Below are 16,061 nucleotides of genomic sequence, written 5' to 3' on the forward strand. Positions count from 1 at the left end.
AGCAAAATCCGTACTCACTCGTTGTTCAGTTTTCAAAGATCAAACCTGCATCATATCTTGCTTTTGTCCTTGCTTTGCTTCACCACCGCGTCTCAGCGGCGACTTAAATAATGTAACACATAACCCCTTTTTTCGTCAAGCACTTTTTTGAAATTTATTTTTTCACTTAAATTTTCGCTTGATGCAACACGCTTATCCTGCTTTAAACAGTACTAAATTATTCATGCTGCTTCATGGGGCGAGTTATAACTTATCACATATTTTATATACTCGTCAACCTAAATTAATAATTAATATGTGTTTTAAGCCACCCACTACTTCAACCGTATAAAAAAAGGAAGAAAAGCCAGCTCGACGACCTTTCTTCCTGACCTATCAGCTCTTATTCATCAAATAAGAGAGTAGCGCAGTTCACGACTATGTCCGTGATATCTAAAGTTCCCAGTAGCTGATTCTTTAATAAGTGAACGATACACCAATTTGCGAAGCACGACGGTAAGATCCAATTGGAGATTTTTTAGCTCAGGATGATTAATGAGTTCATCTATAGACCAAGGCTCCCGTCTGCTCCCTAATATACGGAATAGCGGGGAAGAGCACTCTTTCATTTTAGACATGACTGAAAATTCGCAAGCAAGCAGTACCAGCTCAATCCGCTGCTCCAGCGTTTCCGTACTTAATGTGAGCTCGTTATACAGCTTATAGACCGTCCGATCCAACGGCTGTACCTGAAGCCATAGATGTACCTTCGGATAAATCCCCCGCTCAATAAGTTCAATTGAGGCCCAATGATCCAGCGCCTTCAAGACACTTTGATACGCGTCAATAGTCCGACCTTCTCGCATCGCTTTTTTACCATGAACGTAATTGACCAGAAAGCGGGAAAACTCATGAAACCTCTTCTGCTCCCGCAACGGATCGTTGAATTCGACAATTTCCTCTCTTAAAAGACGGACCCTATCATCCCGCTCCCAAACGATATGACCTTCCAGCAAATAATCTATAACGTTGGCTTGTTCGCCAGCAATAATCCAGCCCTTCAGACAAGCAAGTGTTGCATACAACACCTGACATCTTAATCCATCAATAAGTAAATGCTGTATGAACCGGACTGGCTGCTGACCTTCTCCAATAATTAGAATGAGTTCATCAAAATCGTACAACATCGCTCCGTGGAAATACTCTCCCGGCTTTCTGTACGAAATAACTCCTATTGAATTTTTCTGCAACAATTCATCATACATCAAGCTTAATTTGGTTTGCTGCACTTCTCCCTCCATACATGCAAGGCGGCTTAACCGCTAAATTTGAATATATGTGAACACTTCTACATAAAGAAGCAACTTCCTTCTTCAATTGTATAATTTTTTATACTTATTTACTTATTTCTTTTAAAGTTTCCCATGCGTTTTCATCTGCAAAGGTCCGATTCCACACACCAATTCCCCCGAGCTTCAGGGATTTGGCAAGCTCCACTCTCGCCCCCAGAGACACCCGATCCTCCAGCCAAATCTTTTTGACCACACCGTCTTCAGTATACTCCACATAATTTTGGCCTTCCGAAGCTCTGAATTTAGGCTTTAACTTAAATTTCTCTACGATGGCTGCTGCTGAATCCATGCCAAGTGATTTGGAGCTAACCTTAATTTTCCCTTTTTCAGGAGTCTCGGACCATACACGGGTATATAACGGAATTCCCAAAACTACTTTTTGCGGCGGGACCTCGTCCTCCTGAAGGATTCGCTTAATCGACGCTTTCGTCCACGGCAGCGAGGCTACAGAACCAGCCTCGGGACTGGCAGCCCAATGTTCATCATACGCCATTACCATAAGGTAATCTGTAATACTTCCCAATGATTTTCGATCCAAAAAAGCAGACCACATCTCACTTTGAGATTTGGGCGTAACATCAACGGACAATATCAAATCATGTTCCCGAGCCATTGGCTTAAGCTCCCGCAAAAATTGGGTAACATTGGGGCCGTCCTTCGTATGAACATTTTCAAAATCAATATTAATGCCGTCTAGATCATATTCTTGGGCAAATGAAATCATCTGATCTACAATAGACTTACGCCGTTCGAAGGTAGACAATGCTTCTGTTGTTAATTCGGGATTAAAGCTGTTGCTCAGCAAGCCCCATACCTCCATCCCCTTGCGATGCGCCCAACTGACATAAGCCGGATCAGCCTTGCTTTCTACAGTACCCTCCTGATCAATGATACTGAACCATGTGGGACTCACTACATTGACCCCGGGCATAGGATCAAATGTAGAAGGATTAGGCTTACGATTATAGACGGCCTCCCAAGCCAGATTAACGGGTCTGCCCTCCCAATGCTTCTCCGAGGTGGACACAACATCCTTAACTGAAGGAACCGCAAGCTCTCCCCCTTCTGAAACATTGTCCATCTTAACGTATCCTGCATAGCCATTATCCAATTGGACAAAATACCAATCACCCTGTTTGGACCAAATACGTACCTTCGATTGCTGAGATATATCTGTCAAAATAAAAGATAGGCTGGAGGCTTCTTTACGCAAAGCGATTTTAGCATCCTGCCCCCCATCTTTCTTTTCTACACTTCCCAGTTTGACTTTATCCCCGGCTTTCATCAGAATGACTGCACCTGTCACCGGATCTTCGTGAACGGACACACCGTATACTTCACGAACAGCTTGTATAGGGATGTACAACTCACCGCTAATCACTTGAGGGGCAGCAGTCAGCGCATATGCTTTACCATTCAGTTCTCCTTGTGACTTCGCAACGTTCATATGAAGCAAGCTTTGTCTTGTCGCCAAAATGATGGTCTGATTCTCATCCTCATATCGAATTGCAGGATCAATTTGTTTTTGCACTAGCTTAAGCGGAATCAGCATATTCTTGCCAGAGCTCTGAGCCTCATACCCGGTTAACTTGCCCTGGATAAAAATAGGACGCACGCTGCCTTGCCAATCAGGTTTCTCATGCAAGGGATTACCATACTTTACGACAGTAATAGTGCAGATGATCGCTGCTAACAGTAGCAAGCCTGGCGCTGCTTTGAATCGTGAACGCTTACGGCGGCGTCTGGAATGATTTCTGGCCAATATTGAACCTCCATTATAGAAACTTTGGATTTCTGGATATCATAATTCTAACAGAACACTTTTAAAAAGTGATTTAAACAAAAAAACGCGGTAAATCCCCGCTTATGGGGAATTCCTCACGTTTCCAACCTATTACAATATATGCATACCTCACAAAAAAACTTCTATTCCTTGTTTCGCTATGTTTGTTTGTTGTTGCAATCTTTGCATACTCCGTATAACTCCATACGATGTCCACGCACCTCAAAGCCTGTCTCCAACGCGGCATGGCCTTCCACATCAGCCAAATACGGATAACTGAAATCTTCAATTTTCCCGCATTTTTCACAAATGATATGATAGTGCTCCGAAACATTAGCATCGTAACGACTGGCGTTATCTCCATAGGTCAACTCATGTACCATACCCGCTTCTATAAACATCTTTAAGTTATTATAAACCGTAGCCACACTCATGCTTGGAAACTTGGATTCGAGTGCTCGATATATTTCATCTGCAGTCGGATGCCCCATAGATTCCATCAAATAGTTTAATATGGCATGGCGCTGGGGTGTTATGCGTACACCTGTCTTCTTCAGAAGTTCCAAAGCATGCTGGACGTGTGCTGCCATATATGTCCACCGCCTTATCCCTTACTTACGATTCTATCCATGTATAACCCATCTATTGACAACCCATTTTAGACATACTCACATTGTACGGTCTACCGAAGTTTCTTGTCAACGCGCCGTCGTATTGCCAGATGTCTCTGTGGAGGTATCTGTAATAGAAGCTTCCGAACCATCTGAAGAGTCTTCAGCTATGCCAGGCACAGTCGGTTTCCCGGACTCATTCAAACCAGGCAACATCGGCATCAGTATCCTTTTAATCATTAAATTACTGTTGCCCTCTACGTTGATCACATATTTGCCTGTCCCATTTTGGCCTGAAATACTTTTACTGTCTATCTTAAATGGAAACTCGGATTGAAGATTGCCATAACTGCTGGAGCCCTCTAGCTGAAAATCTCCGTTCGATGGAAGATCTAAAACAATATCGCCGACGGCGCTGTATATTTTCCAATCCCCGCCTACCTGCTCGCTATTCACCTTGATTGCACCATTAAGCGAATTTGCATTCAGCTTGGCTGTAGAGTCCAGCACATTGATGTCACCATTCTGCGTATCCGTCGTGATATCCCCTTTTGAGCGTGCAAGCTGAATATCGCCTACCACCGTGTACAGCGACACAGCCCCTTCAATACCCCCTGCCTGCATGTCGCCACGGTTGGTTCGCATATCCACGTCTCCGGTAATCCGGTGCAATTTGACCTGACCATTCAGGGTAGACCCTTTGACATTACCGATAGCATCATTGACTATGAGATTCCCATTGCCGCTCTCAAGCCGGATATTGTCGATGGCATCTACTCCGTTCAGGGTAATATTCCCGTTGGAGGTTCTGATCTGCATATTGAAGCGCCGATCCTCCGGTACTGTAATCAGCAAATTCATACGGGGCTGACGCTTGCTGGATGCCCCATATGGCTGAACCTCTGGACGGATCTGGATGGTTTTGCCGTCAGTGGAAGTCAGTGAGGAAGCTTGGGCAATCTTGTCCGCTTGGGCAGCAGGTGCTTGGTCCACCCACAGGGTCCCATGTACCTCTATATTGGACACAGGTCGTCTGATCAGCGTTATATCACCATTAACTGATTCAACCACCAAATCGGACGTCTGCATGGTTACGGACACCAGCACACCCCCCATATCATACCGGTTCTCTTTAGCCTGGCTAAAATCCATGGAGGCTGACGTCAGATTGAGACTGACCCGGTTCCACAGGTACATATAATGATTTTGCTGAGTCACGATAAAAACCGAAGCGGCTACTACCAAAGCAGAGATAATCCCTTTCAGATCTGGCCTGAAACGCCGACCATTGTCAGACTTGCCTTCTTTGCGGTAGTACACACCAAAAAAAATAAGGTACTCCAGTCCCCAAAGCACGAAAATGACAGGCCACCATACAAGAAGCTGCAGCATATATTCAGTACTTTGAAGCACATCTAAGATAAGCAGAACACCTACAGCCATCAACAGAAGCGATGAGGTGTAGCGCCCGACTCTTGTTTTGCGGTGCACGCCAGCCTCACCCTCTTTCCTTTAATTTTTTCCGCTTAAAGGACAGGACAATTTCCCGCAGAAAAATGAATAATCCAATCAGTATCAATAAAATAGCCAGCGTCAGGAAGCCGTAATCCTCAAAAAAAATACTCAGCCAGCGAGGCTTCATGCGGAACAAAATCATAAGTCCACCGCCTGCGACCAGCAGTACAGCAAAAGCCAAGCCTCTCTCCCATGCATAAAAAGGACTGCTTTGGTGACCTCTGGCATCCATTCGTGAATAACGATCCGGCTTGCGACGATAACGAACCATATAATCCGCTGATTGTAAGACGTCATACACATTGTAAAAATATAAGACAGGGATAAATAATCCAAGCAAGATAAGCAACGGGATGTTGATCCTTAGGCCGTCAGAGGAAACATACAGCATCGCAAAAATATCTAGCAGGAGCAATACAATAAATGTAAGCCCCCTAATAAACAATCCCAAAAATAGATGCCCCAGTCCAGGTATTAATGCCGCCATGATAATGGCAATCACTTTGCGAAATTTAGCGTATTTTAGACGCTTCCCCTGTAAGGGGTGTTCCCGCTGTTCAGGCTCTGGTAGACGCCGGGATTCTCTAGAAGGTAACGGTTGTTCCGAGTTCATGCCATCCTCCCCTTTGAATTCCATACGTGTTCCGTTAGAATACATTGATGGTTAAATAGTACCCCAATCGGATGTAAGAGTAACTGGGAAAAAATGCGGCAACCCATCATTCCACGGAAACTGCCGCTACATCTTCCCACTGTCGAAGCTCAGCTGCAGTACGCACTGGATCAAAATCGTGGCTGGCCAATACTTCCAAAGAGACCTCCATACTTTGCCGATTAGGGTGCACTTCATGAAAAGGGACATGCTCATGTTCTTTAATCGTTATTTTGCGTATTTCTACTTTTTCTTGTTTTAAATAATTCGAAATTTGCTCCAGTAATCCATGAGAGGACAATCCGTACAAAGTAATCAGGTGACTTGTGCGTCCACGCATATATCGCAGTTCGACTTTGTTAAATACCCTTAAATTTAAAAACACAAGCACCGTCGCTACAATAGACGGAAAATAAAAACCCGCTCCAACACCTAGGCCAATAGCGGCCACGACCCAAATGGAAGCGGCTGTTGTTAAGCCGGTGATGGCTTTGCCAGTAAACAAGATTGTCCCTGCGCCCAAAAAGCCTACGCCAGTAATCACCGCTGCAGCCAAACGGGCTGGATCTACGCGCACATTGGTTTCTCTAATAAAATCGTCAAAACCATAGATGGAGAGCAGCATAATCAGTGTCGAACCCAGGCTGACCATAATATGGGTTCTCAAACCGGCAGCGTGATTAGAGCGTTCACGTTCAAAGCCAATGAATCCACCGAGAAGCATGGATAGTACAAGCCGTAAAATGATATGTGAATCATCGATAATCCACGGATTATTCACTCGAATCTCTCCTCCCGGTGATGTCGCGCTCCTCTCATCAGGTGCGCGGTTTGTAAGCTTGTGTGTATGTTCACTGCTGATTCAAAGGTGTCACAACGTCACTTCACATTATGCAAATGGTAAGTGGTTAATTCCACGCCTGGGGCAACCTCAGCCGCTGACACGGGACGAAAGCCATGTTTTTGATAGAGTGCCACTGCGGGTGTATTTAAAGTTCCTGTGGAGACGATAAACAGCGGTATATGACGATGTTCATTCAAAACATGCTTCATTAAGGAGTCCGCAATCCCTTTGCGAAAATGATCCGGATGAACCATCATACGCGTAAGAGTAAGCGAATCGGGCGAATCGGGCGACTCAGACTGCACAGCCAGCGCGCCCAGCAGCTCGTCGTCCTCTACCCAGCCATAAAAGGACTCACCACAGCTTTTCAGCGTATCCAATGTATCCATGAGGGGCGGAATCTCCTCAAACCCAATTCGCTCCGCTTCCAGCCTATAAGCAACGTGCTGAAGACGCCATATCTGGTTTACGATATCATCGTCTTTCAATGAACATAGGGTAACCATCTGTTTTCCCTCCTAAAGGAAACTCATAATGTGCCATCACGCTTCTAAAGCTCGTTTTCCGTTTTCATTCAACTGCTTCTCTCGTCTATGCAAAAAGAGGCCTGTCCCTAAAAGACAAGCCCCCTGTCAAATCTATGCCATTAGCGGTTCAGCACTTCTGTCAGCAACTTATTGGCGAGACCAGGGTTTGCTTTGCCCTTGCTCTCCTTCATCACTTGACCGACCAGGAAGCCGATAGCCTTTTGCTTGCCGGCTTTGTAATCCTCAACCGATTGCGGGTTAGCCGCTACAACCTGTTCGACGATCGTCAGGACCGCGCCCTCATCGCTGATTTGCACTAGCCCTTTTTCTTCAACAATTTGCTGTGGCAGTTTGTCACTCTCCAGCATTTCCTTGAAGACCGTTTTAGCGATTTTACTGTTGATTGTTCCCTTCTCCAGCAGTCCGATCATTTCACCCAAGCCCCGACCCGTCAGCTTAACCTGCGACAGCTCTACACTGGCACTGTTCAAATAGCCAAGCAAATCCCCCATAATCCAGTTGGATACTGCCTTGGCATCCTTGGTGTATTGAAGGCTATCCTCGAACAAATCAGCCAATGGCTTGGAGGACGTAATCACCTGCGCATCATACTCGGGTAACCCATATTCTGAAGTGTAGCGTGCTTTACGCTGGTCAGGCAGTTCAGGAATCGAAGCACGGATGCGCTCTTTCCATTCCTCATCAATATGCAGTGTAACGAGATCCGGGTCCGGGAAATAACGATAATCATGCGCCTGTTCCTTACCACGCATGGACAGGGTTTTACCTTGGGCCTCATCCCAACGACGTGTCTCCTGTACAATCGTTCCGCCTTCCTCCAACGTCTGCTCCTGCCGGAACTGCTCATATTCCAGTCCGCGCTGTACGCCACGGAAGGAGTTCATGTTTTTCAGTTCCGCTTTGGTTCCCAGCTCTTTTTGTCCACACGGACGAAGACTGATATTCGCGTCACAGCGAAGTGAGCCTTCCTCCATCTTCACGTCGGATACATCGCAATACTGCATGATGGCGCGTATTTTTTCCAGATAAGCCTTGGCTTCTTCCGGTGAAGATATGTCCGGCTCCGAAACGATTTCGACCAGTGGCGTGCCGACCCGGTTAAAATCAACCAGGGACGCATAGCCGCCATCCACATGGGTTAATTTACCTGCATCTTCTTCCAGATGCAGTCTGGTAATGCCGATACGTTTGGTCTCACCGTTCACCTCAATATCAATCCAGCCGTTTTCGCCGATGGGTTGATCATATTGCGAGATTTGGTAAGCCTTCGGTGAATCGGGGTAAAAATAGTTTTTGCGATCAAACTTGCTCACATCAGCAATGGTACAATTGAGCGCCATCGCTGCTTTCATCGCATAATCGACGGCCTGACGGTTCAATACCGGCAATACCCCTGGATGTCCGAGACATACTGGACATGTATGGGAGTTGGGCGGCGCTCCGAAGGATGTCGAGCATCCGCAAAATATTTTAGACTTAGTATGCAATTCCACATGGACTTCAAGTCCGATGACCGTCTCATATTTGGATGTTGTTGTAGACATGAATGGGTTCCCTCCTTTTCGCTAAATTACAGCTGTGGGCGCTGCTTGTGAAATTCGGTATTTTGTTCAAATGCATGCGCTACACGCAGCACGGAAGACTCATCAAAGGCTTTCCCGATAATTTGCAGTCCGACCGGCAGTCCATCTGCAAGACCACAAGGAATGCTGATGGCCGGCACCCCGGCCAAGCTCACCGGAATCGTCAAAATATCGTTCAAATACATGGTCAATGGATCATCCACCTGCGAACCGATTTTGAAAGCAGTTGTCGGTGCGGTAGGTCCGATAATAACATCATATTGCTCAAATACACGGTCAAAATCCTGTTTAATCAGCGTGCGTACTTTTTGAGCTTTCAGATAATAAGCATCATAGTACCCGGAGCTGAGCGCATAGGTCCCAAGCATAATCCGGCGCTTCACCTCAGGGCCAAAGCCCTGCGTGCGAGACTGATGATACAGATCAAGCAGGTTGTCAGGATTATCAGAACGTACACCGTAGCGCACGCCGTCAAAACGGGCCAGATTGGAGGACGCTTCGGATGAAGCCAGCAGGTAATATGTAGCTACCGCATATTCGGTGTGAGGGAGAGACACTTCTTCCCATACCGCGCCCAGTCCTTCCAGCGTTTTCAGTGCATCCAGCACCTTTTCCTTAACCTGTGGATCGACGCCCTCACCAAGGTATTCCTTAGGCACAGCAATGCGAAGTCCTTTTACATCTCCAGTCAAAGCGTTCAAATAATCAGGAACATCAACCTTCGCAGAAGTGGAGTCCTTGTGATCATAGCCTGCAATCGCCTGCAGGATATACGCCGAATCCTGAACATTTTTGGTGATGGGGCCAATTTGGTCCAAAGAGGAGGCAAAGGCCACCAATCCAAAACGTGATACCAGACCGTAGGTTGGCTTCAGACCCACTACACCGCAATAAGAAGCGGGCTGGCGAATGGAACCGCCTGTATCAGAGCCAAGGGTGAAATAAGCCTCACCCGCTGCTACGGCCGCCGCTGAACCCCCACTGGAACCACCAGGTACACGTTCCAGATCCCATGGATTACGCGCCGGGAAAAAGCTGGAGTTCTCGTTAGAGCCACCCATAGCGAATTCATCCATGTTCATTTTACCAAGTGTTACGGTTTGGGCTGCTCGTAATTTGTGGACAACCGTGGCATCATACACAGGATTAAAATTTTTCAAAAACTGACTGCCACATGTTGTACGCAGCCCTTCCGTCACGATATTATCCTTAATACCGACAGGCAGGCCAAACAACAACCCGCGTTCCTCTCCCGAAACCAGCTGATCATCCAGCTGCCGTGCGGATGCACGGGCCTGTTCCTCGTCAACGGTGATGTAAGCCCTGATCTTGTCTTCGCGCGCACCAATCGTCTCCAGAGCGTGTCCCACCAGATCACTCACAGAAATTTCCTTTTGATGCAGCTTGTTATGTATTTCCGGCAATGTGTTATTGAACAAGCTCAATTTGCATCCTCCTTTCAAATGTAAAATCTATTCCAAAACAGCAGGAACTTTAAACTGTCCGTCTTCTTCTTCAGGTGCATTGCGCATGACTTGCTCCTGTGTCAAACTGTCGCGAACTTCGTCGTCCCGCATGACATTGCTGACGTGCAGTACATGAGTGGTCGGTTTTACCTGCTCCGTATCCAGCTCATTCAGTTTCTCCGCATAATGGAGAATGGCGTTCAATTGCCCTGTCATCGTTTCTTCTTCGGCCGCGGTCAGATTCAACCGGGACAGCCTGGCTACGTGACGGACATCTTCCGTGGAAATGTTCATATAATACCCTCCTCATGTATATCAAAAAATGCTGCACCGAACTTTGAAATAACGTTTTTAATTATAGGATAGAACCTTTTACAATTCAATCTTTGACGCGGCACAGAAGCAAACTGTACGTCAATGAGATAAATATTGCTAAACGGATATAAAAAAAGCACCTCTCGGTGCCTTTCACGAAAACTATAGGAACGAGATCGTGCCGTTATATATTCCTGAAAAGAGTCAGCACTGGCCGACTCCTATATCCAAGCACGTAAATTGACTTGTTTGATAAAATCAGCCTGTGACAACAACTCTGCCGCGGTTTCTTCTTCCTCAGCCTCTACCGAATCAAGACCACCGTTCATCACATGCTTGAACAGTTTCTCATTATGAGTAGCAAGGGCGTAATCTATCAGCGCTTCACGCTCAATTCGCTCGGCTTCCAGCTTCAGAATACTTTCTTCCAGCTCGATGTCCCCGGAAGGTACAAAAAAGTTGCGATTCACCTTCGGGACGCGAATGACATAGTCAAAAGCATTGTCCGCATTACGATCGTAAGCAATGATAAAACCGTGTTCGCCCACAGGAAGATTCTGCTCAAAAGCATCCGCGACGATCATAATTCTAGCTCCTAAATGATGCATCGTTAGCCCCCCCGTTTGTCTGAACTTATCTGCTAAGTCTACTAAAAAATAAGTAGCTTGTCTATATCATCTACAGTTCTTAAAATTGTACTTAAAATTGACCGCCTCCACGCCCCAGCCTGTGCTCATTTAGCCTTACATGCCATTTTTGCGTATAGGTGCAGGCTCGTCTGGTTACCTTCTTCCATGTTACGACCTTCGGCTCAGAGCCTACCACGGATGCTTCATCCCCTGCTATATTAGAAAAACGGAGGCTTTCTCCACTCTCACGCTGTAACCCATATATATGTTTTCTTTTCATTCTTGCTCCCCCTTGTGATCTGACGGCCTCATGCCTCTTTATCCTCTTAATGGGCAAAAAAAAGAACGCAAACCGGGATTCATCCACAGCTTGCGTGCTTCGCGAGTTTAGTATGTAACTTCAATAAATTTATGTTAACAAAAATAAAAACCTTTGTCTATACATAATTTATAATTTGTTGTCGAAAAGGAGCAAAACCTGTCACAACTTTGGCTCTGCCCCAATTGAAACGTGCATGCATTTTACCGAATATACGGATTATTGGCTTTTTCATAGCCGATGGATGTTTTCGGGCCGTGACCGGAATACACGGTAACGTCATCTCCAAGCGGGAACAATTTATTCTGAATCGAATCAAATAAATCACGTTCCCGACCGCCAGGCAGGTCCGTACGACCGACGCCTTGACGAAATAGCACATCCCCGGAAAAAAGATCCTTGCCGCACAAAAAGCTCACGCTGCCAGGTGAATGCCCCGGTGTATGGAACACCTTGAATGTATGCCCGATCAGGTTCAATTGCTGGCCTTCCGCCAAATCATATTCGGCAGGCTCCGTCGAGATCGGTGGCGACGCCTCCGGCCACATCAGGGAGCCATTCAGCTTGGGAGATGTCAGCCAGTCTTGCTCCAGGGCGTGCAGGTAAACCGGGCATCCTTTGGCATTGCGGATCGCCTCTACCCCACCGATATGGTCAAAATGGGCGTGAGTCAGCAAGATCGCCTCAATGGTCAGGGGTTCAATAGCTCTCAGCAAAGCGCCTGGATTCATCCCTGGATCAATAATAACGGCACGCTGCGGATCATCCCCTTGAAGCAAATAAGCATTCGTTTGGAGTGGGCCGAGATTAAAGCTGCGAATGGATAACGTCATGAGTTAAAATCCCGAGATCAGCTCGCGCAATTCCTGAATAATTACAGGATGAGACTCGGTTCCCTCCCCATATTTTTCAGCCATTTCTTTGCGAGCCACCGCAATTTTTTCTTGATAATCATCAGCTTCCCGATCCGGATTCTCACGTTTGAACTCGATCATGATTTGTTGGACATGCGCAGGACGCGGTCCCCAGTGACCAAGTACGTGGCCCCCTGTATCGGTAAAAATCACAATCGGCACTGCACGTCCGCCCATGGTCAGGAAGTCGTCCATCAGTTCCTGGTGATTTTCCAAAATCAATACTTCGGTTGGAATGCCGCTATTCTCCAGCGCACGGAATACAACCGGCACGTTGCGTACTACATCGCCACACCAGTCGGCAGCCAAAATAAGCACACGCAGATCATCCCGATGGTTCAAGCTTTCAAAATACTCCCGGTCCTCTTCGCTGTTCCACACAAACTGATCGTACCCGGAGCGGAAAGCTTCCTTGTTCTTTTCCATTCCCTCCATAAACTGCTCAGGGCTTAAGCCCTTTCCGAAATATTGCGATACGTTAGTACGGCTCATGTTATGCACTTCCTTTTTTGTTTTTGGATATAACCCATTTGATGACAAAATAAATGATCAGGAGCGCAAGCGCAACCAGCAAAATCGGTTTGATATAAGGTGCAGCCACTTCATCAATTTGCTCCCATTTGTCTCCTAGCAGCATACCTAAATAAATAAACAGAACAGACCAAGGTATAATCGCCAGCGTCGTCAAAATAATAAAGCGCCATACGTTCATTCGAGCGAGCCCGGCAGGGATTGAGATTGCGTGACGCACAACGGGGATAAAACGAGCTGTGAAAATAACCCCTGTGCCGTATTTGTTGAACCAAGCCTCGGCGTGGTCCACATGACTTTTTTTGATAAGTATGTATTTGCCGTACTTATCCAATACCGGTCTGCCGCCATAACGTCCAATCCAATAAATAAACAGCTGAGCCAGCACCCCGCCAATGGTACCAAACAAGACCGCACCAAAGAAATTAATATGGCCCGAGGACACCAAAAAACCACCATATGCGAGAACAATTTCACTTGGTATGACCTCAACCATCAATCCAAGCATAATACCAAAATATCCAAGACTGCGAATAATCTCAAACAAATAATTAATGATGCCAGATATATAGTCCATCTCTCTGCCCACTCCCTGCCTTTTTGCTCTATTTTCATTAGTTTATCACAGCGGCTAAACAAGTCGCCACTTTGCTCAAACAGGGAGTTAGTGACCCCTGGTCTTCTGTCCGCATAAGCTGTGGGAGAGAGGAGGGGGTACGATATGCCTCCCGGCAAATTACCCAAACATGACAACCCACAATCCCGTTTACCCACAGCCCGTGGTATCAGGCGCGCATGCAGCAAGGAGCTATACCGAGCACGCAAGCGCCTGCCCGTTCACATTGCTCCTGATCTGGTCAAGCAGGGCGAGGAGCTGTACTATCGCAAAGTCGTCGGACACCTCATCTGGATTGCTGAAAACCGTAGCAACCGCAAACTACTGTGCGACTGGTGGGACGAAGATGTCAGTGAGGAGCTCGCGGCATTATGGAAGGTGGATCGCGATGCTTTGTGCACTGCTTTTAGAAGTGCCTATGGCGGATAGAAGCAAAAAAAGTGGAGCCGCTCCATAGTGGCCCCACTTTTATGATATTCCTTAACGATGTGTCTGCGTCTTCCCTGCTCCTTCGGGAAGCAAATCTGCACACGCGCGTTCCAAATAAGGATCAGCATGAATAAAATCCCGAAATTCCGTGTATTCACGCCATAGAACGGACTTCTCTCCCGCTTGGCCTTTGACGGCACGAATCAGGATATTTTTAGGTGTATGCTCCATGTCGATAAATTCAAGCAGTTGTGTCCGATATCCCATCATATCCAGGAGCTTGGCCCGGATTCCATCCGTTGCCAATGCAGAAAAACGCTCCTTCAGGATACCGTGAGAAAGCAACGGCTCCAGCACCGGATTTTCCAGCTGGCTAAACAGCTCATGCTGGCAGCATGGAACCGACAAAATGACGGACGCTCCCCAGCGTACAGCCTTTTCCAGCGCAGCGTCCGTGGCTGTATCACAGGCATGCAAGGTAACGACCATATCCACCTGCTCCAGCTCGTTATAGTCCGCAATATCACCGACCAGAAACTCCAATTGGCGATATTGCAGCTTTTGCGCCAGAAGGTTACAGGTTTCAATGACATCTGCCTTCAAGTCCAATCCGACGATCTGCAAAGGTCGTTTTTGCTGTACAGCCAAATAGTGATACAAGGCAAAGGTCAAGTACGATTTGCCGCAGCCAAAATCCACAATCGTCAATGGGCGGCCTACGGGAAGGCTAGGCAATACATCCTGCACCATTTCGAGAAAACGATTGATTTGACGAAACTTATCGTACTTACGGGCCAGCACCTTACCGTCCTCATTCATAATCCCCAGCTCAATCAGAAACGGGATTAGTTCCCCTTCCTCCAGTACATATTGCTTTTTGCGATTATGAGACAGGTCGGCTTTACTTTTACTCGGTGATTTTGTCAAAATGGACACTTTATATTTTTTGCTAATCAGCACCTGATAGTCCGCATCCTTGGCGCATAAAAGCCCTTGACGGAACGTCTCCTCAAACAAGGCGGTCATGCGCGCATTGGCTTCGTCAGGGGTTAGGTTTTCATGAATGACTTTGTTGCTGTAATGAAAAGCAAACTGGTAATGCAGCTTGTTTTTCAATTCCACAGGCTTGATGTGTACTTTAGTAAAGGAAGCATCCTCCCGTTTGCGAAGCTGACTTAGCGTCGCGGTTATAAGAGAGCCTCCTGTGGTCAATTGGTATATAAGTTCACGCAGTGAATCCAAAAGGTACATCTCACTTTCTTTCATGTAATTGGGTGATCTCGGCCAAACCCTCGGTGACTTCCTGGCGTGAAATTCCACCCCGCTCCAGCTCCGCATTGGTCTTATCCAGTAATTCGTTATAAAATGACTTTGCTTCCGACAGCAGCTCTGGCTGCTCCCATGCCAATCCGAACCAAACATCGGCAGCTTCATCCAGCCTGTCCTCACGCTCATAATAAGCAGCCAACAGCCTGCTGGTTTCAGGGGGTAGCTCATATTCGCGCACCAGATTTACGATACACGCAATCCGTTCAGGCAGAGTCTGTAGTTCACGAGCTGCGCCGTTCGAATCGCTGTACAAATATAGATGAAGTGATTTCATCAAGATCCGTATTCCCTCGTCTGTTCTGTCGGTTTCCAGGTAAATCACGGCTTCTTCTTCCAAAATACGAGCCACCTGCTGCAGCTTATCCGCTTCAATTCCAGGGCCCAATCGGAAAAGTTCAATTATCTGCTCCGGTGGCAATCGTCTGAGCAAATCTGAACGAAGACGAAACTGCTTGTTGAGCAGGTCATCTAGTTGCTTCAGCGCTTCGATGTGTTTATTTTCACGCCTTAAACCGAGCACCGTTGCTACTGCGGATGTCAATTCTTCCATCATACTGAGCAAATAATCTTTTCTAAGCAAGCCGTTCCCTTCCTTTCATCCGGATGCCTAGACAACCAGAAACCCTGTTCCTTCTGATTGTAAGAC

Annotated in this window: 18 protein-coding genes; 1 reads left to right on the forward strand and 17 read right to left on the reverse strand. The window is 46.7% G+C overall.

Features of this window, described 5'->3' with window-relative positions; translation table 11 throughout:
* Positions 1-389 precede the first annotated feature (389 nt).
* From WG8_RS20230 to WG8_RS20300, 15 genes are all read right to left on the reverse strand, one after another.
* Positions 390-1,268: a nucleotidyltransferase-like protein gene (locus WG8_RS20230; protein ID WP_007432091.1), complete on the reverse strand. Its 879-nt coding sequence runs from the start codon at positions 1,266-1,268 to the stop codon at positions 390-392.
* Between the two features lie 106 nt (positions 1,269-1,374).
* Positions 1,375-3,093 carry a glycosyl hydrolase family 18 protein gene (locus tag WG8_RS20235; protein ID WP_007432092.1) on the reverse strand — a complete coding sequence of 573 codons (1,719 nt, stop codon included), beginning with the start codon at positions 3,091-3,093 and terminating at the stop codon, positions 1,375-1,377.
* Positions 3,094-3,272: 179 nt separating this feature from the next.
* Positions 3,273-3,704, reverse strand: coding sequence for a peroxide-responsive transcriptional repressor PerR (perR, locus tag WG8_RS20240; RefSeq protein ID WP_007432093.1), 432 nt, complete (start codon positions 3,702-3,704; stop codon positions 3,273-3,275).
* A gap of 108 nt (positions 3,705-3,812) precedes the next feature.
* The gene (locus WG8_RS20245) at positions 3,813-5,216 is read right to left on the reverse strand and encodes a DUF4097 family beta strand repeat-containing protein (protein ID WP_007432094.1); all 1,404 of its coding nucleotides are present in this window, start codon (positions 5,214-5,216) and stop codon (positions 3,813-3,815) included.
* Between the two features lie 7 nt (positions 5,217-5,223).
* Positions 5,224-5,877 carry a hypothetical protein gene (locus WG8_RS20250; RefSeq protein ID WP_043891302.1) on the reverse strand — a complete coding sequence of 218 codons (654 nt, stop codon included), beginning with the start codon at positions 5,875-5,877 and terminating at the stop codon, positions 5,224-5,226.
* 82 nt (positions 5,878-5,959) lie between these two features.
* Positions 5,960-6,673, reverse strand: coding sequence for an MgtC/SapB family protein (locus WG8_RS20255; RefSeq protein WP_007432096.1), 714 nt, complete (start codon positions 6,671-6,673; stop codon positions 5,960-5,962).
* A 98-nt stretch (positions 6,674-6,771) separates the two neighbouring features.
* Positions 6,772-7,242: a GNAT family N-acetyltransferase gene (locus WG8_RS20260; RefSeq protein WP_007432097.1), complete on the reverse strand. Its 471-nt coding sequence runs from the start codon at positions 7,240-7,242 to the stop codon at positions 6,772-6,774.
* 140 nt (positions 7,243-7,382) lie between these two features.
* Entirely contained in the window at positions 7,383-8,828 is a 1,446-nt protein-coding gene (gene gatB / locus WG8_RS20265) for an Asp-tRNA(Asn)/Glu-tRNA(Gln) amidotransferase subunit GatB (protein ID WP_007432098.1), read from the reverse strand.
* A 26-nt stretch (positions 8,829-8,854) separates the two neighbouring features.
* Entirely contained in the window at positions 8,855-10,312 is a 1,458-nt protein-coding gene (gene gatA / locus WG8_RS20270; protein WP_007432099.1) for an Asp-tRNA(Asn)/Glu-tRNA(Gln) amidotransferase subunit GatA, read from the reverse strand.
* Between the two features lie 27 nt (positions 10,313-10,339).
* Positions 10,340-10,627 (reverse strand): Asp-tRNA(Asn)/Glu-tRNA(Gln) amidotransferase subunit GatC, encoded by a 288-nt coding sequence (gene gatC, locus WG8_RS20275; protein WP_007432100.1) that lies wholly within the window; start codon positions 10,625-10,627, stop codon positions 10,340-10,342.
* A 242-nt stretch (positions 10,628-10,869) separates the two neighbouring features.
* Positions 10,870-11,256, reverse strand: coding sequence for a hypothetical protein (locus tag WG8_RS20280; RefSeq protein ID WP_043891290.1), 387 nt, complete (start codon positions 11,254-11,256; stop codon positions 10,870-10,872).
* A gap of 91 nt (positions 11,257-11,347) precedes the next feature.
* A complete protein-coding gene (locus WG8_RS20285) occupies positions 11,348-11,557 on the reverse strand; it encodes a hypothetical protein (protein ID WP_007432102.1) in 210 nt (69 codons plus the stop codon).
* A gap of 242 nt (positions 11,558-11,799) precedes the next feature.
* Positions 11,800-12,429: an MBL fold metallo-hydrolase gene (locus tag WG8_RS20290; protein WP_007432103.1), complete on the reverse strand. Its 630-nt coding sequence runs from the start codon at positions 12,427-12,429 to the stop codon at positions 11,800-11,802.
* Positions 12,430-12,432: 3 nt separating this feature from the next.
* Complete coding sequence (locus WG8_RS20295) at positions 12,433-13,002, reverse strand: thioredoxin family protein (RefSeq protein WP_007432104.1); 570 nt, start codon at positions 13,000-13,002, stop codon at positions 12,433-12,435.
* Position 13,003: 1 nt separating this feature from the next.
* A complete protein-coding gene (locus WG8_RS20300) occupies positions 13,004-13,618 on the reverse strand; it encodes a DedA family protein (protein WP_007432105.1) in 615 nt (204 codons plus the stop codon).
* A gap of 144 nt (positions 13,619-13,762) precedes the next feature.
* Between WG8_RS20300 and WG8_RS20305 the strand changes: the two genes are divergently transcribed.
* Entirely contained in the window at positions 13,763-14,086 is a 324-nt protein-coding gene (locus tag WG8_RS20305; RefSeq protein ID WP_007432106.1) for a hypothetical protein, read from the forward strand.
* A gap of 51 nt (positions 14,087-14,137) precedes the next feature.
* On the opposite strand, the gene WG8_RS20310 is transcribed toward WG8_RS20305, so the two are convergent.
* Both WG8_RS20310 and WG8_RS20315 read right to left on the reverse strand, forming a co-directional pair.
* Positions 14,138-15,352, reverse strand: coding sequence for a class I SAM-dependent methyltransferase (locus tag WG8_RS20310; RefSeq protein WP_007432107.1), 1,215 nt, complete (start codon positions 15,350-15,352; stop codon positions 14,138-14,140).
* Entirely contained in the window at positions 15,339-15,995 is a 657-nt protein-coding gene (locus tag WG8_RS20315; RefSeq protein WP_007432108.1) for a DUF6483 family protein, read from the reverse strand. The genes WG8_RS20310 and WG8_RS20315 overlap by 14 nt, the downstream gene beginning before the upstream one ends.
* Positions 15,996-16,061 lie beyond the last annotated feature (66 nt).

This window comes from Paenibacillus sp. Aloe-11, from assembly GCF_000245715.1.
GTDB lineage: Bacteria > Bacillota > Bacilli > Paenibacillales > Paenibacillaceae > Paenibacillus > Paenibacillus kribbensis.